This window comes from Alsobacter metallidurans (assembly GCF_014636935.1).
GTDB classification, from domain to species: domain Bacteria; phylum Pseudomonadota; class Alphaproteobacteria; order Rhizobiales; family Beijerinckiaceae; genus Alsobacter; species Alsobacter metallidurans.
Window position 1 is genome coordinate 1,106,567 of the sequence record NZ_BMES01000002.1, and the last position, 21,007, is coordinate 1,127,573.

Consider the following 21,007-nt stretch of genomic DNA (forward strand, 5'->3'; position numbering starts at 1 on the left):
CGCCTTACCGCTTGGGTACTGACTGACCAAACGCCGGTACCGCCTCCGGGGCATCAACGCGGCAACATCGTTAACCACTTCAGAGGATACCGTTCTGAAAGATCGGAGTGTCCCAAATGAACATATCTCGACGAGGCTTCATACTTTCCGCTTCGAGCTTAGCCGCCCCCCTGTCTGGGTGCGGCACAATGAGCGATTCCCCGCTTTTCTCTGCCGTGTTGCGCTCCGGGTCAAAGGGTGGCGAAACGCTTAGCCGGCCGAATTACGCCGAAGTATATGGAGGCTATGCAGGCGAACCCTTCGCGGTGAAGCCCTTCGCATACTCAAAGGTTGATCCGACCTATCTCCGCCAGCATGTTGCGTACTTGGGCGCTGAGCCTCCTGGCACCATCGTGGTCGAGACCCGCCAACGGCTGCTCTATTTCGTTGAGCCAGACCACAAAGCGACCCGTTATGGGATCGGAGTAGGCCGCGCGGGATACGCTTGGTCGGGAGCAGCGCAGATCAACATGCGCAGAAGTTGGCCCGATTGGATTCCCCCCAAGGAGATGGTGGCGCGTGATCCGAACATCCGGTCACAGCTTGTAGCCACCGCCCGCGGCCAGGGTGTCGAAGGAGGGGCAGGTAATCCTCTGGGGGCTCGCGCCCTGTACCTGTATGGTCCGGAGGGCGATACCGGCTTCCGCATCCATGGCACAACCGAGCCCGAGACGATCGGGACAGAGGTTTCATCCGGCTGCATACGCTTAGTGAACCAAGATGTCATCCACCTCTACGGACGCGCCCCCGACGGCACCAAGGTAGTCGTCTTACAGGGATGAACAGGCCGGAGATGCAGGCGCAAACTATCAGCTGTGAGCCGCTAGCACTTCCTTGACGGCCATGTGGCTGATCGTGATCCCCTGCCCCGCCATCTCCGCTGAGATTGACCGTAGCGACTTTCCCGCTGCCCGGGCGGACGCCATGGCTTTGATGGCGTCCTGTTCCGCTTGGTGCTCGACAAGTCGACCTTCAGCGTCGACCCGGTATCCAAATGGGACGCTGCCGCCCAGATAGCGGCCGCGTGCCTTCTGATCGGCCTTCACCGTCGCGACGCGCTCGCGGATGCGATCCCGCTCAGCTTCGGCAACGGCGCTGAGGATCGTGAAGACCAGCTTGGCAATACCATTGCTGCAGACGTCTCCTCCGAGATCGATCATGTGGAGGTGCACGCCTAGGCGCTTCAAGTGCTCCAGATTGGCGAGCGCATCGCTGGCGCTGCGGAACATGCGATCCAGCTTTGGCGTGATCACCACGTCGCCAGCCTTCAGAACCGAGAGCAGCTCGCCGCCCACAGGACGCTCGATGAGAGGCTTGGAGCCAGACACGCCGCGCTCAACAAAGGTCCGCTCTATCTCCAAGCCGTGCATCAGCGCGTAGCCGGAAACAGTGCGCTCCTGGACGTCAAGGCTTTCACCCTCGCTCGCCTGCCGATCAGTCGAGACTCTCGTGTAGGCGAAGGTGGCCATCGGCTTGCCCCTGTAATCCTGTAAACCTGCGATTTCACTGTCTCACAGGGGAGTCGACGTGTAAACCTCCTAAAGGAAGTTGACAGAGCCGAAGTAGGCGAAAGAAAGTTCAGGTAACATGTATTCCTAACCCGAGGCGCGAAAGCCTAACTGGCTCAAAACTGCGGCAGGCGCGTCCGGACCCTGGCGCTCGCGACCGGAACGAACCACGGCGAAGCATCCTTGTCTCTGTAGCGGGTTGCTCGTCCGGAAACGGAGCCGGTGTCCCATGTCCCTCGCGGATGCACGTATCCTCGTCGTTGAAGACAAGGCCCTCATCGCGCTCAGCCTACAGTTTGAGATTGAGTTGGCAGGCGCTGTGGTGCTCGGCCCCGTGCCCAGCGTTCGCGAAGCGCTTGATCTGCTGGATGCCGAGGAGATCGATGCGGCGATCATGAACGTCACTCTGATCGACGGAGACTCCTACCCGGTCGCAAGTGTCCTGCAGGAGAAACGAAAGCCCTTCGTGTTTGTAACGGCCTTTTGAGCACGCCATGCTCCCAGGCACGTTTGTTACAGTGCCGGTGCTCTCGAAACCGCTCACGCCGTCGATGCTGCTCAAACGCCTTTCGGAGGTGCTGGCTCTTGATGGCGGGCCTCAGAGCGGCGAGTAGCCCCGTTAACCGTGGAATTCCGGTAAGCTCTTCAAAATCGCAATTGTGCGCGAAGTCACAGCGGTCATATGCGATGAGAGTTGCTCCCTCGGAGCGCCCCTCCAGAGGCAACTCAGGCCCCGTCAGCCACGGGGCCTTATTCTTGTCAGCAGTTTGCGGACTCGCCGCGCGCTGGGATTTAACCCGGCATTAACTACAAAAAGTTAGCTTCCGTTAGCTTTTGCACCGGTGACCATAATGCGCAGAGATCCGCTGGATTTGGATACGTTACTCGCTCACCCAGATATGGCGGAGCAGGGCGAACATGCATTCAGCGAATTCGCGAGTATCCTAGCCCTGGCCGAACGCTCGCGGCAGAGCGGATTCGGAGATGAGACGCGGCGCGGCAACAAGCCCGGCGGTCACGCAACTCACCAGCGCGACTTGGACCGTGCATTAAGCCTTGTTGGACGCGCGTCTACTCTACTGGAGCGCTCGGACCGACGGATCCGCACAATTGAGAGTGAAGCTGCGGCGGGGGTTGCTGCCCTCACTGAGGAGTTGACGCGCGCCCGGGCCAAAGTACGCGACCTTGAGCAGCAGGTCGCGGAAGCCGAGGTCCGCATCAAGGAGGCAGATGGCCGGATAGCGGAAGCCGAGTGTCGTCTCCAGAGCGCAAACGACTGGGTGCACAAGCTTCATGACGCAATTACTAGGGCGTTCTCAGCCTACGAGGGCACGGCAGCCAATCGGTGAAACAGCTGTTCGCCTGGCCTCGACGAACTGAGATAGCGCAGACTAACTATTAGCTTGAAGCGTAAACGAAGCCGGGCCGAATTGACCGAACGGCTGACCCCATAGGGGGCTCTGCATTAGCAGCGAGTACGCGACCCGGCATTCAGGCGGCTACGGCGTTAACTCGGCTGTACCTTAGCGGGACGCGGTCCCACTGAGCGTAGACAATTGGTCCGGCAGACGTGCAACCGTGCTCGATGTGGAACAGCGCCGATATTCGAGCTAACGTGGGTTGTCCCACTGCATGGGATATTCCCTCCTTCGGGCCGCCAGTTGGGCGGCCCCCTTTTTGCCGAGCGCTGCTGGCCGGCGTAGCCGCTCGCGTGGGACACGAGGAGGCCGTCATTCTTGTCCCCACGCAGTTCTCCCGATCGTAGTGCGCCCAACAGAAAGCTGGCGGGGAGTCTGTCACCCTGGCGGGATGCGTTATCATCTCCATCAGAAGTTCGCAGGCCGACGTCTTCTCGACACCGTGGGCTTTGAAGCCGATTCAGAAGTACAGGCCGTGGCTCACGCCACCTCGGCTTACGACGATCTGCAACGGCTGTTTGGGGCGCTGATCAGCGTCGAGCTCGAAAGCGCGGAGGGTCGTTCGATCATGATCCTGACGCGGAGCGAGCGCGTCACGAGCCAGGCGTAGCCGTTCTACCTAGTCGCGCAACACCAGCCGCAATCCGCCGCGCCTCGTCCCAGGTAAGATCCCTGCCCTGCGATCGGCGTAGTAGACGCACTCGAGAGCATAGCCCGGCGAGTTCACCCGATACATGCCGTCGCGGTCTCCCCGCTCCACGGGCCAGCCAGGATCTCCATTCACAGGCTCGCCAAACCGCGCATGTGATAGCCACGCTATCCGGTGCAGGAACGATTCAGCTCCCCAGCCCTTAGCCTATGGACAGCCCATGGAGGCCCATGTCCCTTACCCGGTTGCGTGTTCTTGTTGTTGAAGACGAATTTCTGATTGCGCTCCATCTCCAGTGCGAGCTGGAAGAGGTTGGCGTGGAGGTTGTCGGACCGACAGCGACGGTGAGAGATGCGCTACGCTTAGTTGAAGAAGGCTCATTCGATGTTGCGACCCTGGATGTCGCGCTGAAAGATGGCCCGTCGTTCCCCGTCGCAGATGCCCTGCAGTCCGCGTCAAAGCCATTCTTGTTTGTAACCTCTCACAACATCGTGGAGTTGGCGCAAGCCTACCCTACCGTTGTTACGGTACCCAAGCCGATCTTGTTTTCTCGGCTTTTTGCAGCTCTGCGGTTGAAGGCCGGCCGGTAACGCACGCGGGTTGCTACAAACAGCGCCCTTTCAGCCAAGGTCAGTGACGCACAACTCTCTTGCTTTCCATTCGGTCCAGCGCCGCCTTAACGCGTGCGGCCCTTTCAGCCATGGACAGCCGATCCCAGTTGCGCCGGTCGACAAGCGACTTAAACCGCGCCAATTGCTCGCACAGCAAGTCCAGGACCTCCTCGACCTGGAGACCCGCGGCAAGCGCTTTCTCCAACTCTCTCGATGGGCAAGGACGTGGCATGGTTTCTCTCCCATGCGTCAGGGCCTTCGATAATCCGGGCACCGCGCCTTCAGCCAAGCTGGCGACGGCCCCGACCTGTTAGGCGCATCCTTGCGCTTGCAGATGATCCCTTCAAGGCCCATCGCGCAGGCGTGGCGGAACAGTTCCGGCCCATATGCGTCGTGAGCGTCAACGAAGGCGATGCCATCGATTGGCGAGGCCAGCAGGTGGGCCAGCTCGGCGCGGCGCTCGACCAGCGGCCACGAGCGGAGATCCTGGCCATCGAGCTCGAGCAAATCGAACGCCATCAGCACGGCTCGTCCGGCGCCAGAGCGGGAGCGTAGGGAGTGGAAGTCATCCCGGCCGTTAGGGAGCTGCACCACGGCCTCGCCATCGAGCACGCAGGAGCAGCAGGGAAGGCTTAGGAGGCCGGCAGCGATGCGGGGAAGCTGATCGGTCCACACGAGCCCGTTGCGGCTGTAGAGGCGGGCATCCTGCCCTGTCCGATGGCCCTGCATGCGAAAGCCGTCGTGTTTCACCTGGTAGAGCCAGCCTGGCGCGATCGGGATCACGTCGGTAAGCGTCGCCAGCATAGGCGAAATGAACCCCTCAGGGCTCCTCCGATCCCGAGCGGATAAGCGTTGGTAGGAAATCAGCAACAGCCCCCCCTCCTGAGAGCGGAGCGTCGATATTGCGCTCGCCGTCGGCAGCGACTGCCAACGTCCCCTCAACGTTGACGGCCGCCACTCGCGGATAGGCCCCCGTGCAAAAGATGCGTCTGGCGCGCCCGGCACGCAACGTCACAAACGGCTTAGGGCATGGGGCACTTCAGCAATCGATTCGCCACCCGTCCATCTCCGAGATGAGATGGTAGCAGTGGCAGATGCACGTCTGGGCTGACCGTGGGCTGGTACGCCCAAAAGCACACGCCTTATGAAGCCTTGCTCATTATTTCGGCAAATTGAAACGATTGCTCAAGGCGTATCAGGCAAGCTGACCACTTGGTTCTGAGTACCCGGCATGATCCTGATGGAATTCTGGCGCGACGAACGGGGCGGCATTGCACTTTTCTTCGGCTTGGCTTTGCCGGCCCTTGTGGGTGCAGGAGCATTTGCGGTCGAGCACACCCGCATCATGCATCGAACTGTGCAGCTCCAGGGGATTGCAGACGCCGCTGCACTGGCCGGAGCCCAGGAGCTGGCGATTTCGGGAGCCACTGTGTCAGTCGGCAACCAAACGGCACTGCGGACTGCCGGCGCAAATCTCAGCGTGACCCAGCAGAACGGAGAAAGCGCGCGCGTCGACGCAAAGACCGACGTTGAACACTCCGAGGTGACGGTCTCGATCGCCGAGCCAATGAAAAGCTATTTCGGGCAGTTGCTCACCGCCCCGACCTATCAGATCGCTGTTAAATCAACGGCGCGGCTGATGGGAGCGCGCAAACTGTGCGTGATGACGCTGGACCCCTCCGCCAAGAGTGCGACCAAGCTGGACAAGAACGCCCGACTGACCGCGGAAGGCTGCAGCGTTCAATCCAACTCGAACAACAACAAGGGCCTGAGCGCGCTTCAGAATGCCTTCCTGAAAGCCGACCGCATCTGCTCGGTTGGAGGCTATGAAGGCAAGAAAGGGTCGAATGTCAGCCCCGAGCCGATCGCGTGCCCCTTCATGAAGGATCCTCTGGAGTCGCGTCAGGCGCCATCGGCAGCGGGTGGCGGGTGCAGCAAGGGAATGTTGTCGCCCGCAAAGCCCTATATCGTGACGGCAAGAGCAGAGACGCTCAGTCCGGGGGTTTATTGCGGCGGGCTGACGATCACTGACGGGGCGTCCGCCTCGCTCCTCTCGGGCGTGTACGTCTTCGAGGGTGGCCCTCTGATCGTCGACAAAGGAGCGTCCCTCTCGGGCGACTATGTCGGGTTCTATTTCAAGGGCGACAAAGCTACCCTGACCTTCGCGGGCGACAGCACCATCAGCCTCAGTGCGCCAAAGTCTGGCGACATGGCTGGGCTCCTCATGTTCGAGGATCGCAGCGCCCCGGCAGGGCGCAAGTTCAAGGTGACCAGCGATAACGCCCGGAAGCTGCTCGGCACGATCTACCTCCCTCAAGGCTCGCTCCTGATTGACGCCAACAAGCCTGTCGCGGATCAGTCGGCCTACACCGTGGTTGTGTCACGGACGCTGGAACTCGATGCCGGGCCCAACCTTGTGCTGAACGTCAACTATGGGGCAACCGACGTGCCTGTTCCGAAAGGCGTTGGGCCGCTATCGGGGCAGGTCAGCTTGACGAGGTGAGAAGGCGGAGCTGTTCTTCGCGTGCGACACGGCGGAGACGGCTTGATGAAGACGCTTGTTCAATCGTGGCAGCTTTGGGCCGTACTCTCTGCAGGGTTTGCCGCTCTGACTGCCATTTTCGCCAAGGTAGGCATTGAGAACGTCAATTCAGATTTCGCTACGTTCATTCGAACATGCGTCATCATTTGCACGCTTGGGGCTATTCTCGTTGGCACAGGGCAGTGGCAGCCCCTGTCCTCGGTATCAGGGCGGACCTACACGTTCCTCATTCTGTCGGGCTTGGCGACTGGCGGCTCCTGGATTTGCTACTTCCGGGCTCTGAAGCTTGGCGACGCATCCCGTGTTGCCCCTATCGATAAACTGAGCGTGGTGCTCGTCGCCATATTTGGCGTGCTCTTCCTTGGCGAGCGCCTTACCGCGCCCAACTGGGCTGGGGTCGGCCTTATCGCGGCCGGTGCTGTTCTGGTCGCCTACAAAGGTTAGGTATTGGACTTCGCCTTTTCCGTTTCTGGCGCTGAAATCACAATGGGAGCCAACATGAGCCTGATGGCTGAAGCCCGGGCAGTGTCGATCGCCGTGCGCGCCCGCGTTGAGGAGATTGGCCCACTGTGGCTGTTGCTCTTGGCGCCTGCGCTTGTGTTGGGATTTGGCACACTGGCCGAGGAGGTGAGCGAGGGCGATACAACCGATTTTGATCGTTATGTGCTGCTGCTTTTCCACGTCCCCCACGATCCAAGCAGGCCGATCGGTCCAGCGTGGTTGCAGGAAGCGGCTCGCGATGTGACCAGCTTCGGAAGCGTGTCGTGGCTCGGATTTATCTTCCTCGCCGTTGTGGGTTTCCTGTGGCTCAGCCGCAAGCGCGATGCGTGCCTTCTGATGCTGGCGGCAGTCGGCGGGGGGCAACTCATCAGCACCCTTCTAAAAATATGGTTCGAGCGCCCCCGCCCCGATCTCATTCCAAACGCACCGCAGGTCTTCACGGCAAGCTTTCCAAGCGGACACGCGATGCTGTCCGCCGTGACATACCTGACATTGGGAGCCCTGCTGACCCATCGCTTACGGCTGATAAAACAGCCGGGAAACAGCCAAGGGGGGCGGAGCTGGTAGGGCGCGATCCGAGCACCGAAGTCCGCCCCCTGCTGGTTCCCGAAACCGGAGGGTTTTTGCCAGCCACCGGCCTGCGCCAGCGCACTGCACGCCGTAGCTGGAGAAAGTGGCCGTGAACCGCACCCGCCTCCCCGATCGGCGCAACGCTGAGACATTCGAAATCCAACACAACGGCCAGCGCTTCGCCGCAAGCGTCGGGCGCTATGACGATGGCTCGCCCGCCGAGATCTTCGTCACCGGGCCGAAGTCCGGCACGGACCTGCGCGAGAGTCTCCACGATGCAAGCATTCTGCTGAGCTTGGCCCTGCAGCACGGTTGCGCCATCGAGACAATCGCGGCGGCATTGTCGAGGGATTCATCAGCTCAGATTGCTTCTTCGATAAAGCGTTCAATATTTGCGTTTGCCGTGCCAAGGCGGAAGTTCGAGATCATGACTTTGGCGCTCAAAGCATCTCTGATCGGCTGCGAAATGCTAAAGGGCCCCCGCTCCGAGTAGCCGCTTATGCCCAGTATCTCCAATGCGTCGACGCAAAGCTTTGTCAGCGTTTCCGAGCAGACTATCTTCAGGCGCTTGATCCGAGCCGTTTGCCTGAAACTGAGATTCGGCGCCGCGGAAACGTCCGGATTTTCCCATCCGGCGATCGCGTCACGGATCAGGGCGATCATCGTGAACTGGAGATCGACGAGCCTGCTGAGTTCAAGACGCATCGAATTGGCTGCGGCTGCGTCATGGTCAGCCTGTTTCTCTACGAACTGCCGAACTTTCCCGAGGATGTCCGCCGCGATCCCGCTCCATGCGGAAGCCCAAAGAATGTGGATGACGGGTGTCATCGTCTCTCGTGCGATTGCCGCAAACGGACGCGCAAACACAGCTTCCGGCGCAAACCGCGCCGTGACCACATAGGGCGCATTCGACATCCCACCCATGCCCATAAACTCCGCCGGGGCTCCGGACGCGATATCCATGTTGGCGGTTTCGGCTGCAATCAGCACCTGTGACGGTCGGCCGCTTCGCCCCTGACGCATCGCGGTGATGAGGATGGCTCCAGCCAGGTCCAGGTAGGAGATGTTCGGGCTATCCTTGGTCACCAGCGAGGCGCCAGTCGGCGCATCGTCGACGGTGCAAAGCGACTTGAAGATGTCGCCGCTCGGACCTTTTTCAGATGTCCCGCTGGCGATCAGGTGCTGCCCGCCGATCATGCGCGCCTGCAGGTCTTTTAGAAACAGCGAATCCTCGCAATGGCGCACGATGCACAGCGCCTGCGAGGCATGCATGGCGAAAATCAGTCCCGCTGACCCGGATTGGCGAGCGATGGCGCTGGTCATGCGAGCCAAATCGCTGAGCGACGCCGCCCTTCCGCCGCACTCGGCAGCTCCCATTGACCAGACGATCCCGTCTTCCCGCATTTGCTGGAGCATGGCGTCGACAAAAGCCTTTTCGGCTCCGGGAGTGCGCTTGACGGCAATCCGTTCCGTCAACGAACCGCAGAGAGCGACGAGATCTTCAGTGTTGGACGTCACCATTGAAGCACCTCATCCTAGTCCGATTGCGCGGAGCATCAGACCGAGGGAGTCCGTCAGCGTGCCCGTGGGGTGGAAAGCGACCAGCCCGCCGCCGAGCGTGACGTAAAACATCGTAATGGCCCAAGCCATCACTCTGCCCAAGGGCGTTTTAAACATCTTGATCCGTCGACGCGCCGAGAAGCGACCCCACCATTGCGTCAACGCTTGCCCCACTCCATGCCAAAGCCCCCATGCGAGCCACTGGAGAGAACCGGCGTGCCAGAGCCCGACAGCCGTAAAGGTGATGATGATCGCCAAATAAGGGTTCCGCGTATAACCCACGAGTGGCATGTAGACATAAACGCGGCACCACGACGTCAAGGACATGTGCCATCGACGCCAGAACTCGGTCAGGTTCGTCACGACCAGCGGATACTGGAAATTTTCGATGATCTTGAAACCGAACAAACGGCTGACGCCGATTGCGATGTCCGAATACGCTGAAAAATCTAGGTACAGCACGATGAGAGCAAGCGTCAGGTAAGCCCAAATGCGCAGGACTCCGGCAAGTCCGTGTGCGTTGGCGACGAATTTGTTCAGGTCTGGACCCGTTATTCTGGTGATGATCGCCGTGATCGCGGCAGCCACGATCAGCTTTTTCACCAAGCCGAAAACAATGCGGGTCAGGCCTTCAACAACAAGTCCTGAGCTCAAGCGCTCATTTCGCCCGGCGAGGAAGTGATCGAAGGGTTCGATCGGTCCGGCCGTGAATGTCGGCACAAGGAAAAGCCAGACCAGGAACTCCTGGGTCGCGTGCGCCGGCAGAGCACCCCTTCCCTGCTCGATCGCGTAATGGATTAGTTTAAAACAGAAGTAGCTAATTCCGAGCGGCGCCAAGATCTGCGCAATCGGGGAGTCGGCCTGCCAGACCCGCACGATCGGCGGCGCAAACTTGTACCAGAACAAGTATCCGAGGATCAGCACCACCGGCGGTCCGGCCCGTCCGACGCTCGACGCCGCCACCTGAACAAAGCCCCGCCCACCACCCGCCAGGGCGATCATCTTGGGGCTGGTTGCGAAGCTCAGCCTGACGACGATGCTCAAGGCCACCATCAGGACGCAAGCTGCCGGTGCGAGCATCATCAGGAAAGCGATGCTGGCGGCCGCCAGGAAGTGCAGCCTGACAGCGGCGGGAAGCAACCAGAACGTCGCCAGCGAAGCTGCCGTGAAAAGCCACCATTCGCCTAACTGGATCATGGGTTCGCCACAGCTTAATAGCCTTGGTAACTAAATGGCGCCACGTCCCCCGACAGCGCTAGTAGGCCCAGGATCGCGAAGAACAGCAATGGACCCACGATGATCCCTTGCAGCAGTTGCCCTAACCGCCAGCCGAGATCACTGGCGTCCGGCAGCGAATCCCGCTTCATCGTGACCTCCCGGATTGATGCCCGCCCTCACACATTCGGCTAACCCACGGCGAAGCTTGGCCTGAGAAAGTCGGTCCGTGACATGAATGTAATCAGGATAGGATTCAGGCGGCGGCTGGTAAATCGCTTGAAGTGGGCAGTAGGAGGCGCCAAGATCGCGCGCCAGCTTCTCCGCGCTCTGCAAGTATTCATCATATTTTCGTGTAAAGTCCGGCGTGATGAGCAAAGGACTGACAGGCTCTTCGACGAGGATCACGGCGGAGCCCCTGGTGTGTAAGTTCTGGATCGTGTTCCTGAGCATGTCGACGACGAAGTGGCCATCCTCCGCGCTCCTGGCGAGGCTGCGGAGCAGCAGCTCCTTCCGTTTGGCCAGTTCGCCCGTGGTGAGCGGCCGGGTCGGCGCATAGGCGGCGATCTGCGGGTATGCGGGCCTGTTCAACAGCGCCCGTCCGCTGAAAATTCCTGCGTTGCGCAACAGGAACTTGGCGTTGTCGATGGCGTAGACGCCGGTCTCGACGGGCGGGCTCTCGCCCAGGGTTTCGACCAGCTTGTCGGCCCAAGCCGACCGCAGCCCCACCCGGTTTTTCTGATGCAATCGCAACAAACTCTCAGGCGTCGCCTCGAAACGAAGAAAGCTCGAGCCGAGCACTACCAGGCAGGGGCCGCTGCGCGTGGCGTAATCGGCCAGGGTCGCCTCGTCCAACGGACCTTGAAGCGGCGTCGTCATCAGCGACGCTTCCCAGGTTAGCCCCGTCGCGGAGGCCAACGCGGCGCTCACCTCGTCTTCGCGCGCGAGCGCCTGGGCCAGAATCGAGTTCGCAATCACGCACAAGCGTCGTACACGAGCGGCCGGTGGCGTCAGGGACAGGCGGGCGGCGCTGATCGTGGCACGCGCTTCGGTGTCGTTTTTCGATCGAGGGAAGAACTTCCCGTAGGGACCAGCCAGGAGCTGCAGGGTGACGGAATGCAGGACGACACCGCTGGTCGCGATGCAACTGGCCAGGATCAGGCTCAACGCGAACGCGCTCGGCGTGATGAAGCCCGTCCACAGGCTCCGGATGAACAGCCCAAAGCGCGCTCTTCTGGCCAGGCCTGGCGCATCGGCTACGGACATCGCCATCATCGATCGTCCAGCATCAACGCCCGGATCCGCGGAACATCCGGTTTCCCGTTGGGCGTCAGTGGGAACGATTGAAAGGAACGATAAGCCCGCGGCTGCATGTAAGGAGACATGATCCTCCTCGCGGCAGCCTTGAGTTCGGGGAGTGGGTCCGAGCCTTCGTCCGCCGCAACGACGGCGGCTACGACCTGCTCCCCGATGAGGTCATGCGGCAGTCCGAATACGATCGCGTCCGCGACGAGCCCGGTGCCTCTCAGCAATTCCTCGACTTCGTCCGGACTGACGCGCACTCCCATGGACTTCACCAGCCGGTCGCGGCGGCATTTCACGTACAGCAGACCCGAGGCGTCCTTCCAGCCCAGGTCCCCGCTGAACACCGCTTTGGGGGCGTCGACGCCAGGATACCGCCACAGGGGGTCCGGTCGACGAACCTTTTCCGTTGCGCTCGGATCCCCCCAATACCCCAGGAAGACGCCGACCCCCCGGTGAACGATCTCCCCCATTTCATCGATGGCCGCTTCGGTCCCGTCCTCGCGTATGATCGCGACGCTGACGCCCGGATAAGCGAAACCGACCGACTCCGGATACCGATCGGCAAGGTCGACGGGCAGTCCGGCAGTTCTGTAGGTTTCGGTCATCCCATAATTCAGAGAAAACTTAGCGCCGTTAAAGACGCCAGCCATGTCGGCGAAGATCGCGGGCGGAATCTTCCCGCCCGTATTCATGATCAGCCGCAAGGATCGCAGATCCGTTCCGCGCAAAGGTGAGACGCCGCGAGTCAGCAGGGCGAAGATGGACGGGATGCCGGCGAAGACAGTCGGCTTGCCCGAGCTGATCGCATTGCAGATCGCCACCCCGCCTCTCGCTTCCGGCAGAATCTGCGTGACGCCCAGCAGGACCGTGGTAAGGAGTTGGCCGTAGCCGTAGTCGAACGACCATGGGATCGGACACAGGATCCGATCCTCGATCGTGAGGCCGAGATGGCCGGCGACCATCTGGCAGCCAGCAACCAAGTTCGCGTGCGATTGCGTGACCCCTTTCGGAGCCCCGGTCGATCCCGACGTAAAAAAGACGGACGCAGGTTCGTGATCGTGCGCCAGGCCAGGGCCGGTGGACGCGAGGCATTCCGCTGATGTAGGCTGCAAGACATGGATCCTGGTCGTAACGGCTCTCTCGGCAGCCTCGGCGAGCCTGCTTTCGACGATGCAGAGCACGGGCTGTAGAACGCCAGCAGCATGGAGGAAGTGGGTCGCGGGCGCTTCGTCGTTCACGATCCCGACGATTGCGCCAAGCCTCCAGCAGGCCAGTATGCTCGCGGCCAGCTCAGCGCTGTTGGACGCCCAGAACAGACACCGGTCGCCGGGGCAAACGCCTGCGGCCGCCAAGTCCGTCGCTCCCGCAAGGGCGGCGGACCGCAGCTCTCCAAACGAAACGTCACGGGGACCTTGGACGAGCGCAGATCGGGTGGCGAAGCGCCGGGATGTCGCCTCGAACTTGCGCCAAAGAGCACCTGGCATCGCATCGGCCCTTTCGTTATCGACACCCACGATGCTGATCCCGAACGACCGGCTTCTCGGCGGGAGATCCGCGTTCGGTCGCGTCGCGTGCGGCTCCGTCGATCAGGACGATTTCGGCGGGCTCGGGGTGGCTGATGAACCGTGTCGGGCTGGCCGTCAGCCCATAGGCGCCGGAATTAGCGATCGCGAGAGTGTCGTCGACCCTGACTTCCGGAAGCTCTATGTCGGACGCAAGCACGTCGATGCTGGTGCACAATGGCCCCACCAACGTATAACGATGCATCGCCGCGTCAGGGTTGGACACATTCTCAATTCGCCAGTTCCGGCGGATCACGGTTCCCATCATCCCGCATGCGGCGAGGTGATTATTGAAACCAGCGTCGCACATGCGAAAATCGACGGCCCTGCTGAGCTTCTCGGCGACAACGGACGTCAGCAGCCACCCGGCCGGCCCGACGATCCATCGGCCCATTTCCAGAACGAACATGGTGTCGGCGAAAACAGGTTCGCTCCTCATCTCGGCGATGGAGGGAATGACCAGGCGACCGATGGCGTCGATGTCCAGTTCGGCCTCGGATGCCAGGTAGGGGATCCCGAATCCCGAACCAAAGATGAGCTTGGCTGGCCGAAGTTCCGCAAGCTGGCAGGCACGTCTGAAAATCCGGATAAAAATCGCGAAGTTGTCCGAAACCGCCTGCGCGTTGAGACTGTTTGTGCCCGAATAGATATGGAATCCGGTCAGCTTCAGATTGTTCAACGATTGGATACGTTCGATAGCTGTCGACAGTTCTTCTTCGTCTACGCCGAACTGGCTCGCCTTACCTGAGAAGCTCACTCCGAAATGTCGCGGCGACGTCGCCGGATTGATGCGGAGGATGACATCCTGGCGAACGTGAAGCTCCGCAGCGATTCTGTTTGCCTCGGCGGCTTCCCTCACCGACTCCAGCACCAGGCCGCCGATGCATGCCGATATGGCGTCCCGCAGTTCGCGGGGCCGTTTCGCGGGGCCGGAGAAAGTCACACGATCGGCGGGAAACCCGGCCTCGGTGGACCGATGGACCTCTGCGACGGATGAGGCGTCCGCCAGCGCAACTTGTCCGGCGAGGCTCGCCAACAAAGTCGGGTTTGGGTTCGCCTTGAGAGCGTAGCTCACCGAAAAGTGTGGAGCGAATACGCGTGCGAGATCCGCCAGACGCGCGCGTACGACATCCAGATCGTAGACATAGGCCGGCGTGCCGAACTCTTTCGCGACCTGAACCAACGCTTTCCGTGCCGCCATGGTCACTTGGCGCGTTCCCGTTCAGTCATCTTATCTGCGTAAGCTACGATCCTGGAGATCGAATCGAAGTTATGAAGGTTGACGTCCGAAGGAGAGATGACGATTCCAGCCTGTTTTTCGATAAACGACATCAGCGAGACGAGCGCGAAACTGTCGATCAGCCCGCCACTGAACAGCAATGTTTCATCCGTGAATTCATTCACGTCCACAAACAATTCGCTCTCAATGTATTTTTGAAGCTCCTCCTTGGATAGGCGCATACTTGATCTCCTAACAGAAACGCGAAAACTGGTTATCTCGATCGTCCCAGCTCAACTGGTTACAGCGGCTTGACATACCGGATCATGCCTGGGAACCGGCCTGAATAGTCCTCGCGGGTGAGGCGATAAAGTTCCTTAAACCCGAATCTAAGATAAGCTCGCGAGGCACGATCATTTCCTATCATTGCGGATATCCCAAGTGTGTCGCACCCATTATCTTTTGCGCGGGCTGCGTGAGCAGCGAGCAGATGTCGAATGAGACCTAATCCCCGTCTCTCTTCGATCACAGCCGCGTATTCGATCACGTATCGGGCAGGCTGCTGAAGCTGCGGCGACGATCCAAACAGCCCAAACAATCTAACAAATTTTTGATAAAAGTGGTTTGTTACTTCGGTGGACCATTCAAGCTGTTCAGCCAGCTTGGATAATCCGTTTGGCGTAATGGGCCGTAGATCTTCTGGATCGGGCGCGTAGGCTGCAGCCGCGCCGATAGGCCCCTGATCGTCTTCCAGGATCAGGAAATCCTTCAGCTGCCCCCACTTGCTTGTCGCGGTGCGAAGCATTGCCTCGTTAAAAAGAAGAGGGCTGGCGCCAGTTCCAGCCAGGGCATCGTCGAACAGGCCCTGCCCGACACCCGCCACGGTCGATTGATACATGATGTTCGCTAGGAACGTGATGTCGTCCGGCTCAGCTGCTCGAATACGTTCGATCATTAACTCCGAAGTCGCCGGACTCGTCCGTAACTTTTCGCACATACCTGTTTGCGCCCGCGTCCAGCCAAACGATCTCTGATTTAATTATCACGCATCTACACTCGCGGCCCACTACAACGGATTGTCTATGTCGTTTGCCGCGGGGAAAGCAGCCACACTGCGCCAACATTCAGCGCGATGCCGCATGGCCACTCATCGGACGCAACCCAAACCAAGCGCCGAGACCCTTACAAGCAGCCTCGCAATCGTGCGGCGAGTTCAGGAGGCCCTAGAAGCCGCCGGTGTCGTGTTTCTGAATCAGGGAAGGCCAAGCGTGCAGTTGAAGGCCAAGGCATGAACTGGCGCAAGGCACAACTTTTCTTGGCGAATTTCGGAGAACTAACAACCCAATCATTTCCGCGCCTGTGAATAACTGGGCTAAGTCCCGATTACGTCGCATCACGCGCTATACTCGCGTCATCGATTTGGCTCTCGGGAGTAGTAGCCGATCAATGAATTGAAAGCCGCGTCGAGAGCAAAGGATCATGGACGAGCAACATCTGCTCACTTTGCCGGAAGCTTGCAAATCGCTAGTACGCGGTCCTTTGAGGCCCGCCATGACTAGCATTGTCTCCGCCATCTGTTCCCTGAACGAGACAGATCATGGCTGAGGCTGTCAGGGAGCTACTCACGCTCGACCAGGCCACCTCGGTCCTCGGCGAGACAGATCATGGCTGAGGCTGTCAGGGAGCTACTCACGCTCGACCAGGCCGCCTCGGTCCTCGGCATCAGCGCGAAAACGCTGCGCGCTCACGTCGACGATGGCGAGATCGCCTTCATCAATGTCCGACGGGGCTTGCTCCGGACCCGCAGAATGTTCGACCCTGCCGACCTCGACGCGTTTAAGTCGGCTCGTAGGAGAATAGTTCAAGCCTCCGATCTTGAGAGTGGAATTGGGTGGGGTGAACGCTGCCTTCAAGTTCGACCAAGTGGTCGAGCCCAACCAGTTTTTTCCATACGGCCGGCCTACTTAGCTCTGCATTCGCGTGATCCCCACGGCAATCCGCCGCGCCTTATCCAGGTGAGATCCCCTGCCTGGCAGTTCGACGCAGGCACGTGGTCAGCGCGAAGCCTACGCTGTCACACCCGGTACTAGACCTTCGTCGTGTGCCGTCCGACACATCAAGAAGGTTGATGTAGGTGCAGCGTAGCTGGAGGGGCACCCTTCTTGGGAGAGTTGCCATGGCTATCGCCAGCGTGTTCTCGCCATCCACTCAGACCGTTGTGGCCCAGCCAGCCGCATCCGGGATGTATCCAGTGCTGCTGTTCGTGGCCTTAGGTCTTGCAGCGAGCGTCGCTCTGCTGTTGAGCGGATGGCTCACCGTACCTTTGGAAAGCTGGTGAGCGCCGGACTGGAGCAGATGCCAGCGCAGATCGCCAGCCGTGCTGGCCTAAGCTGGCATCGAATGTGCCCTGCCCAACGCGACACTACCGCCGGCGGGCTGCCACAGTGGGCCGTGAACATGCTCCTAAGTCTGGGTTGTGCTTTCTCCATGGCTGCCTGGCTGGGCTTCCTCGCGTGGTCGTGCTGGAGGGTGCTGCTGGTTTGACGGCCGCGCTCAATCAGGAGCGACGCGGCGCGACGGTGTTGGCGTCCAGGTAGGAATACGCTGGATCCCCGCCGCGATCCGCCGCGCCTCATCCCAGGTGATATCTCCAGCCCTGCGATCGGCGTAGTAGATGCAGGCCAGCGCATAGCCTGGCGAGTTCACCCGAAACATGCCGTCGCTATCCTTACACACCACGGGCCGGGCTCTTGCCCAGCTCGGCCCTCTCCCCTTCCAACAGCGCCGGCAATTGCGCTACGAAGCCGCTGACCAGTGGGTTGTTTCGCCGGAGGCAGCAGTGAACCAAATCGAGCAGCCCGTAACCTGCAACCTCTGCGGGTCTGCGCCAGACCGGCATCAGGAGCTGATCACCACGCCGGTGAAGAAGCCGCACTGGCCGGGGTCGCCCACCTGCCGGGTGGCGTGCTGCGAGGTTTGCGGCTTCACGTTCCTGTCGCCGCGTCTCGATCAGGCCGGCTACAACCAATATTATGCGGCCGACTACTACGAGGAAATGTCCGGCGGGCAGCTTGCCGCCATCGTAGCCAAGAACGAGGGCGTGATGCGCCGTGTGCTTGACGAAGTGGCACCCCATGTCGTCTTCCGCCCGGATATGAAGGTGATTGACGTCGGCTGCGGCTATGGCGAAATGCTGTCGGAGCTCCGCAAGCGCCATGGCGGGCAGGTGGTGGGCGTCGAGTTGTCCGCCGAGGCGGCCCGCTTCGCCCGAGAAAACTACGGGCTCACGGTGCTGGAGGAGGACGTCAACGAGCGCATCAGCGCCGGTGACCGCTACGACCTCGTCTTCCTGATCGCCACGCTGGAGCACGTTCTGGACGGGGCCGCCCTGCTGCGCACGTTGCGTGCGATGCTGGCCCCAGGCGGTCGCCTCGTGGTGTTGGTCCCGGATCTGGATGCCATCCAGCCGATCGTACGCACCGACAATGCGTCGCGTGTGTTCAAGGTTGTGCACACCTACTACTTCACCCGCAAAACGCTGCCCGCGCTCGCTGGGCGAAGCGGCCTCGCGACGCTGTCGGTGAAATCGGGGCCGTTTTCGTCGGCCGGCCAGCACGACTTGGTGGCAGTGTTCGAGGCCGGGCCGGAGGTTGCTCCCGTGCTGCCCGTGGAAAACTGGGGCGAGAAAAAAGCCGGTGTTCTTAGCATGCTTGAGAAGCATGCAGCGACGAAGCCGACGAAGCCTCCTTTCCTAGGCGTTAGTAGGATCGCGAGGCGCGTGCTTGATAAGTTGTTTAGGGCATGGTGAGCAGCCGGTCGATTTATCGTCCATCTGACCCATCACGGAGCTGCGGCCCTCACACACATAGCAGTAGATCAGCAGACAGTTCCTCGCGTCGACGGCTCAGCGCCCGTGCTGGCCAGACGTCAGGGCTTGGGTCAGGGCGGTCATCTGGTCACGGATCTCAGCCAGCAGCTTGAGGTCAGCCGGGATCTCCGGCGACTTCGGCACGTCAACCTTGGCGTCCTCCTGACGCTTCAGCTTGTTCATGGCTCGGACGATGCTGAACAGCACAGCCGCCACAATGGCGAAGTTCACCGCAACCGTCAGAAACTGCCCATATCCCAGCACCGCGCCCTGCTTCTTGGCATCGGCATACGCCAGGCCGGACTGCACCTTTGCAGACAGGGGCAGGTAATAGCTGGAAAAGTCGAGCCCGCCGGTGATCGCCCCAATGATCGGCATGATGATGTCGGCCACGAGCGAGGTCACGATGGAACCAAAGGCGGCGCCAATAACGACGGCGACCGCGAGATCCACGACGTTGCCGCGCAGCGCGAACTTCTTGAAATCGTCGAGCATCAGGCCGGCCTTCAGTTCAGCGCAACCGAGCGCGCCGGCACTTCCCGGCAAGGCTTCACTGCGCCGTCAAAAGAGCGGTAGGTCTGGGTGGCGGCGCTGTATGACTTGTAGCCGGTGCAGCCAGCAGCCCCCGCCACGGCGCCCAGCTTGCGAGCAGGCGTCGTCTTGTCGGGCAAGGATACCGAAACCACTGAAACCGTCGCAGGGGCTGGCGCTTTGGTCTGTATGGCGGTCGCAGTGACCTGGGGATGGGAGAGCGTTGCGGGGGCAGCCTGGTCGGGGCTACGGCTCGCTGACGGCTGAGCCAACACGTCACGCGGGCCCGAGCGGACCGGCGATTGGGCAACCCCGCCCGATTGGATGGCATCGAGGCTGGCGACCTTGCGCTCGGGAGCGGCGGTCTTGGGCGTCTTGGCGTCGAGCAGCTGAATGGCACCCACAACCATGGCGGCCAGGATAGCGGGGGTCAGGAGAAAGCGAGCAAGCATAACGGTTCCTCTGCGGCGCAATTTCCCTATCGCACAATTGAATTGCGTACAACTTAAAAAGCTCTAGATTGCCCCTATGCCACATACTCACAAAGACCAAGACACTCCGGAGCTGCTGCTAGAAAACCAGCTGTGCTTTGCCGTTTACTCAGCCGCGCACGCCTTCACGGCCGCCTACAAGCCCCTCCTGGACCAGATCGGCGTCACTTATCCGCAGTACCTAGTGCTGTTGGTGCTTTGGGAAGCGAATGGGTCCAGCGTCGGAGAAATCGGGGGCAAGCTGAACCTCGATTCTGGCACTCTGACCCCACTTCTGAAGCGGCTTGAGGCTCAGGGCTTCGTCAGTCGCAACCGGGACAAGAATGACGAACGGGTAGTTCGCGTTCACCTGACCGCGATGGGCCGGGACGCTCGCATCCACGCCGTGGCTGCCCGGCGCGCCATCGTGTGTTCGCTTGAAACAACAGAGCCCGAGATCCAAAAACTGAAGACGCTCGTGACAGAGTTGGATGGTCGGCTTCGGACTTCTGGGCCGAACCGGTGACCGCGCTCTGAGGGAGTAGAGGCTCATGCGTCGGGCATCCGGATGACCGCAAATGCTCTCGGAAAGGGATCCAGATCCGCTTCCGGCTTCAAAGCCGGGAGTATCTGGACACCTCGCCTTCAACCACGCTGGCGAGATCCCCGACCTGTATGGCGCATCCTTCCGCTTGCAGACGATCCCCTCAAGTCTCACCGCGCAGGCGTGACGACAGGTCCGTCGACCGGCGAGGCCAGCAGGTGGGCCAGTTCGGCGCGGCGCTCGACCGCTAGGCCACTAGAAGCTCGTCTCGGATCGTTGCCGCAAGGTGGTCCGGATTGATGGGCTTCAGCAGCGCGGGGCCATGGGCATTTGCGTGCTTGATGCTCTCTGCAGAGCCTGTGATGAAGATGACGCGCATATCAAAGCGCCGCATCCGGGCCATCTGGGCCAGCGAGATGCCATGAGCCGCGTGATCGCCGAGGTGGATGTCCGTCACCATAACGTCAACCCGGGTGGCGGCGCCCTCAAGCACCCTCAAAGCGTCTTGGGCACAGCGAACGGCAGTCACCGTAAAACCCTCGCCCTGGAGTGAACGGCCCAGCGCATAGAGCAGAGGCTCGTCGTCTTCAACGAGAAGAACGTGTGACATGGCTGTCCCTCCGGGCTTTGCGGCCCGCCCGGGTATAGAGCAACTTTTTCGAAGCCTACGATGTAAGGACCAATACGCATGCGTCGATTTCCGCGCTGATCCGTAAAATCCGACCGATCGCCACAACCACCGATTAGGACGTGTTTTGTATCGAAGTCTCATCAAATTCGAGAGGTTCTTACGTGAACAACGGTCACGCTTACGCCCTTCTGGGCGACCAGTTCGAGCATGGCGCCATCGCACGCGCGCCAAGAACCAAGTCCACCTTGACGGGGCAATCCGAGA

The 21,007-nt window shown here is 60.7% G+C and carries 25 protein-coding genes and 1 pseudogene; 13 read left to right on the forward strand and 13 right to left on the reverse strand.

The annotated features are described in order from the left end of the window. The first annotated feature begins 188 nt into the window (after positions 1–188). Positions 189–821 carry a L,D-transpeptidase gene (locus tag IEV99_RS15430; protein WP_244643889.1) on the forward strand — a complete coding sequence of 211 codons (633 nt, stop codon included), beginning with the start codon at positions 189–191 and terminating at the stop codon, positions 819–821. A 27-nt stretch (positions 822–848) separates the two neighbouring features. On the opposite strand, the gene IEV99_RS15435 is transcribed toward IEV99_RS15430, so the two are convergent. Continuing rightward, entirely contained in the window at positions 849–1,508 is a 660-nt protein-coding gene (locus IEV99_RS15435) for a recombinase family protein (RefSeq protein ID WP_188518641.1), read from the reverse strand. Between the two features lie 268 nt (positions 1,509–1,776). Here IEV99_RS15435 and IEV99_RS15440 point away from each other — a divergent pair, with 268 nt between their 5' ends. From IEV99_RS15440 to IEV99_RS15450, 4 genes are all read left to right on the forward strand, one after another. Continuing rightward, positions 1,777–2,034 (forward strand): response regulator, encoded by a 258-nt coding sequence (locus IEV99_RS15440; RefSeq protein ID WP_188518642.1) that lies wholly within the window; start codon positions 1,777–1,779, stop codon positions 2,032–2,034. 364 nt (positions 2,035–2,398) lie between these two features. Then, positions 2,399–2,896 (forward strand): ATP synthase subunit B family protein, encoded by a 498-nt coding sequence (locus tag IEV99_RS15445; RefSeq protein ID WP_188518643.1) that lies wholly within the window; start codon positions 2,399–2,401, stop codon positions 2,894–2,896. 544 nt (positions 2,897–3,440) lie between these two features. Beyond that, positions 3,441–3,575, forward strand: coding sequence for a hypothetical protein (locus IEV99_RS23865; RefSeq protein WP_280514676.1), 135 nt, complete (start codon positions 3,441–3,443; stop codon positions 3,573–3,575). Between the two features lie 269 nt (positions 3,576–3,844). After that, complete coding sequence (locus tag IEV99_RS15450) at positions 3,845–4,204, forward strand: response regulator (protein WP_188518644.1); 360 nt, start codon at positions 3,845–3,847, stop codon at positions 4,202–4,204. Positions 4,205–4,474: 270 nt separating this feature from the next. On the opposite strand, the gene IEV99_RS15455 is transcribed toward IEV99_RS15450, so the two are convergent. Next, positions 4,475–5,095 (reverse strand): ATP-dependent DNA ligase, encoded by a 621-nt coding sequence (locus IEV99_RS15455; protein ID WP_188518645.1) that lies wholly within the window; start codon positions 5,093–5,095, stop codon positions 4,475–4,477. A gap of 361 nt (positions 5,096–5,456) precedes the next feature. Here IEV99_RS15455 and IEV99_RS15460 point away from each other — a divergent pair, with 361 nt between their 5' ends. The 4 genes and pseudogenes from IEV99_RS15460 to IEV99_RS24025 form a co-directional block, all read left to right on the forward strand. Beyond that, a complete protein-coding gene (locus IEV99_RS15460; RefSeq protein WP_188518646.1) occupies positions 5,457–6,728 on the forward strand; it encodes a pilus assembly protein TadG-related protein in 1,272 nt (423 codons plus the stop codon). A 45-nt stretch (positions 6,729–6,773) separates the two neighbouring features. Further along, positions 6,774–7,211 (forward strand): EamA family transporter, encoded by a 438-nt coding sequence (locus IEV99_RS15465; protein WP_188518647.1) that lies wholly within the window; start codon positions 6,774–6,776, stop codon positions 7,209–7,211. A gap of 54 nt (positions 7,212–7,265) precedes the next feature. Beyond that, the gene (locus IEV99_RS15470; RefSeq protein ID WP_188518648.1) at positions 7,266–7,835 is read left to right on the forward strand and encodes a phosphatase PAP2 family protein; all 570 of its coding nucleotides are present in this window, start codon (positions 7,266–7,268) and stop codon (positions 7,833–7,835) included. Positions 7,836–7,947: 112 nt separating this feature from the next. Next, positions 7,948–8,178 (forward strand): annotated as a pseudogene (locus IEV99_RS24025) (TSCPD domain-containing protein); the annotation flags it as partial. 20 nt (positions 8,179–8,198) lie between these two features. Here the strand turns inward: IEV99_RS24025 and IEV99_RS15475 are convergent. The 7 genes from IEV99_RS15475 to IEV99_RS15505 all read right to left on the reverse strand — a co-directional run bounded on the left by IEV99_RS15475 (position 8,199) and on the right by IEV99_RS15505 (position 15,654). Beyond that, positions 8,199–9,359, reverse strand: coding sequence for an acyl-CoA dehydrogenase family protein (locus IEV99_RS15475; protein ID WP_188518649.1), 1,161 nt, complete (start codon positions 9,357–9,359; stop codon positions 8,199–8,201). A 9-nt stretch (positions 9,360–9,368) separates the two neighbouring features. After that, positions 9,369–10,595: an MBOAT family O-acyltransferase gene (locus IEV99_RS15480; RefSeq protein WP_188518650.1), complete on the reverse strand. Its 1,227-nt coding sequence runs from the start codon at positions 10,593–10,595 to the stop codon at positions 9,369–9,371. Positions 10,596–10,733: 138 nt separating this feature from the next. Further along, positions 10,734–11,885, reverse strand: a complete 1,152-nt coding sequence (locus tag IEV99_RS15485) for a hypothetical protein (RefSeq protein ID WP_188518651.1) — start codon at positions 11,883–11,885, stop codon at positions 10,734–10,736. Beyond that, the gene (locus IEV99_RS15490; RefSeq protein WP_244643968.1) at positions 11,885–13,402 is read right to left on the reverse strand and encodes a class I adenylate-forming enzyme family protein; all 1,518 of its coding nucleotides are present in this window, start codon (positions 13,400–13,402) and stop codon (positions 11,885–11,887) included. Before IEV99_RS15490 ends, IEV99_RS15485 begins: the two co-directional genes overlap by 1 nt. Before the next feature lie 16 nt (positions 13,403–13,418). Next, entirely contained in the window at positions 13,419–14,681 is a 1,263-nt protein-coding gene (locus IEV99_RS15495; protein WP_244643969.1) for a type III PLP-dependent enzyme domain-containing protein, read from the reverse strand. A 2-nt stretch (positions 14,682–14,683) separates the two neighbouring features. Then, a complete protein-coding gene (locus tag IEV99_RS15500) occupies positions 14,684–14,941 on the reverse strand; it encodes an acyl carrier protein (protein ID WP_188518654.1) in 258 nt (85 codons plus the stop codon). Positions 14,942–15,000: 59 nt separating this feature from the next. Beyond that, on the reverse strand, positions 15,001–15,654 hold the full coding sequence (locus IEV99_RS15505; protein ID WP_188518655.1) for a GNAT family N-acetyltransferase: 654 nt from the start codon (positions 15,652–15,654) through the stop codon (positions 15,001–15,003). Positions 15,655–16,363: 709 nt separating this feature from the next. Here IEV99_RS15505 and IEV99_RS23990 point away from each other — a divergent pair. Together IEV99_RS23990 and IEV99_RS15515 are read left to right on the forward strand one after the other, a co-directional pair. Continuing rightward, entirely contained in the window at positions 16,364–16,789 is a 426-nt protein-coding gene (locus IEV99_RS23990; RefSeq protein WP_188518656.1) for a helix-turn-helix domain-containing protein, read from the forward strand. An 86-nt stretch (positions 16,790–16,875) separates the two neighbouring features. After that, positions 16,876–17,037: a hypothetical protein gene (locus IEV99_RS15515; RefSeq protein WP_188518657.1), complete on the forward strand. Its 162-nt coding sequence runs from the start codon at positions 16,876–16,878 to the stop codon at positions 17,035–17,037. Between the two features lie 215 nt (positions 17,038–17,252). Here IEV99_RS15515 and IEV99_RS23675 read toward each other — a convergent pair whose 3' ends face one another. Then, positions 17,253–17,414, reverse strand: coding sequence for a hypothetical protein (locus IEV99_RS23675; protein ID WP_188518658.1), 162 nt, complete (start codon positions 17,412–17,414; stop codon positions 17,253–17,255). A gap of 124 nt (positions 17,415–17,538) precedes the next feature. On the opposite strand from IEV99_RS23675, the gene IEV99_RS15525 reads away from it, so the two are divergent. After that, the gene (locus IEV99_RS15525) at positions 17,539–18,507 is read left to right on the forward strand and encodes a class I SAM-dependent methyltransferase (protein WP_188518659.1); all 969 of its coding nucleotides are present in this window, start codon (positions 17,539–17,541) and stop codon (positions 18,505–18,507) included. A gap of 96 nt (positions 18,508–18,603) precedes the next feature. Here the strand turns inward: IEV99_RS15525 and mscL are convergent, their stop codons facing one another. Continuing rightward, positions 18,604–19,062, reverse strand: coding sequence for a large conductance mechanosensitive channel protein MscL (gene mscL / locus IEV99_RS15530; protein WP_188518660.1), 459 nt, complete (start codon positions 19,060–19,062; stop codon positions 18,604–18,606). 11 nt (positions 19,063–19,073) lie between these two features. Next, complete coding sequence (locus IEV99_RS15535) at positions 19,074–19,550, reverse strand: BA14K family protein (RefSeq protein WP_188518661.1); 477 nt, start codon at positions 19,548–19,550, stop codon at positions 19,074–19,076. A 76-nt stretch (positions 19,551–19,626) separates the two neighbouring features. Between IEV99_RS15535 and IEV99_RS15540 the strand changes: the two genes are divergently transcribed. Further along, a complete protein-coding gene (locus IEV99_RS15540; RefSeq protein WP_188518662.1) occupies positions 19,627–20,094 on the forward strand; it encodes a MarR family winged helix-turn-helix transcriptional regulator in 468 nt (155 codons plus the stop codon). Between the two features lie 265 nt (positions 20,095–20,359). Here IEV99_RS15540 and IEV99_RS15545 read toward each other — a convergent pair whose 3' ends face one another. Then, positions 20,360–20,722, reverse strand: coding sequence for a response regulator (locus IEV99_RS15545; protein ID WP_188518663.1), 363 nt, complete (start codon positions 20,720–20,722; stop codon positions 20,360–20,362). Positions 20,723–21,007 lie beyond the last annotated feature (285 nt).

Coding starts and splice junctions, on each gene's coding strand:
- IEV99_RS15430 (WP_244643889.1), top strand. CDS start 189: ATGAGCGATTCCCCGCTTTTCTCTGCCGTGTTGCGCTCCGGGTCAAAG.
- IEV99_RS15435 (WP_188518641.1), bottom strand. CDS start 1,508: ATGGCCACCTTCGCCTACACGAGAGTCTCGACTGATCGGCAGGCGAGC.
- IEV99_RS15440 (WP_188518642.1), top strand. CDS start 1,777: ATGTCCCTCGCGGATGCACGTATCCTCGTCGTTGAAGACAAGGCCCTC.
- IEV99_RS15445 (WP_188518643.1), top strand. CDS start 2,399: ATGCGCAGAGATCCGCTGGATTTGGATACGTTACTCGCTCACCCAGAT.
- IEV99_RS15450 (WP_188518644.1), top strand. CDS start 3,845: ATGTCCCTTACCCGGTTGCGTGTTCTTGTTGTTGAAGACGAATTTCTG.
- IEV99_RS15460 (WP_188518646.1), top strand. CDS start 5,457: ATGATCCTGATGGAATTCTGGCGCGACGAACGGGGCGGCATTGCACTT.
- IEV99_RS15465 (WP_188518647.1), top strand. CDS start 6,774: ATGAAGACGCTTGTTCAATCGTGGCAGCTTTGGGCCGTACTCTCTGCA.
- IEV99_RS15470 (WP_188518648.1), top strand. CDS start 7,266: ATGAGCCTGATGGCTGAAGCCCGGGCAGTGTCGATCGCCGTGCGCGCC.
- IEV99_RS15475 (WP_188518649.1), bottom strand. CDS start 9,359: ATGGTGACGTCCAACACTGAAGATCTCGTCGCTCTCTGCGGTTCGTTG.
- IEV99_RS15480 (WP_188518650.1), bottom strand. CDS start 10,595: ATGATCCAGTTAGGCGAATGGTGGCTTTTCACGGCAGCTTCGCTGGCG.
- IEV99_RS15485 (WP_188518651.1), bottom strand. CDS start 11,885: ATGGCGATGTCCGTAGCCGATGCGCCAGGCCTGGCCAGAAGAGCGCGC.
- IEV99_RS15490 (WP_244643968.1), bottom strand. CDS start 13,402: ATGCCAGGTGCTCTTTGGCGCAAGTTCGAGGCGACATCCCGGCGCTTC.
- IEV99_RS15495 (WP_244643969.1), bottom strand. CDS start 14,681: ATGGCGGCACGGAAAGCGTTGGTTCAGGTCGCGAAAGAGTTCGGCACG.
- IEV99_RS15500 (WP_188518654.1), bottom strand. CDS start 14,941: ATGCGCCTATCCAAGGAGGAGCTTCAAAAATACATTGAGAGCGAATTG.
- IEV99_RS15505 (WP_188518655.1), bottom strand. CDS start 15,654: ATGATCGAACGTATTCGAGCAGCTGAGCCGGACGACATCACGTTCCTA.
- IEV99_RS23990 (WP_188518656.1), top strand. CDS start 16,364: ATGGCTGAGGCTGTCAGGGAGCTACTCACGCTCGACCAGGCCGCCTCG.
- IEV99_RS15515 (WP_188518657.1), top strand. CDS start 16,876: ATGGCTATCGCCAGCGTGTTCTCGCCATCCACTCAGACCGTTGTGGCC.
- IEV99_RS23675 (WP_188518658.1), bottom strand. CDS start 17,414: ATGTTTCGGGTGAACTCGCCAGGCTATGCGCTGGCCTGCATCTACTAC.
- mscL (WP_188518660.1), bottom strand. CDS start 19,062: ATGCTCGACGATTTCAAGAAGTTCGCGCTGCGCGGCAACGTCGTGGAT.
- IEV99_RS15535 (WP_188518661.1), bottom strand. CDS start 19,550: ATGCTTGCTCGCTTTCTCCTGACCCCCGCTATCCTGGCCGCCATGGTT.
- IEV99_RS15540 (WP_188518662.1), top strand. CDS start 19,627: ATGCCACATACTCACAAAGACCAAGACACTCCGGAGCTGCTGCTAGAA.
- IEV99_RS15545 (WP_188518663.1), bottom strand. CDS start 20,722: ATGTCACACGTTCTTCTCGTTGAAGACGACGAGCCTCTGCTCTATGCG.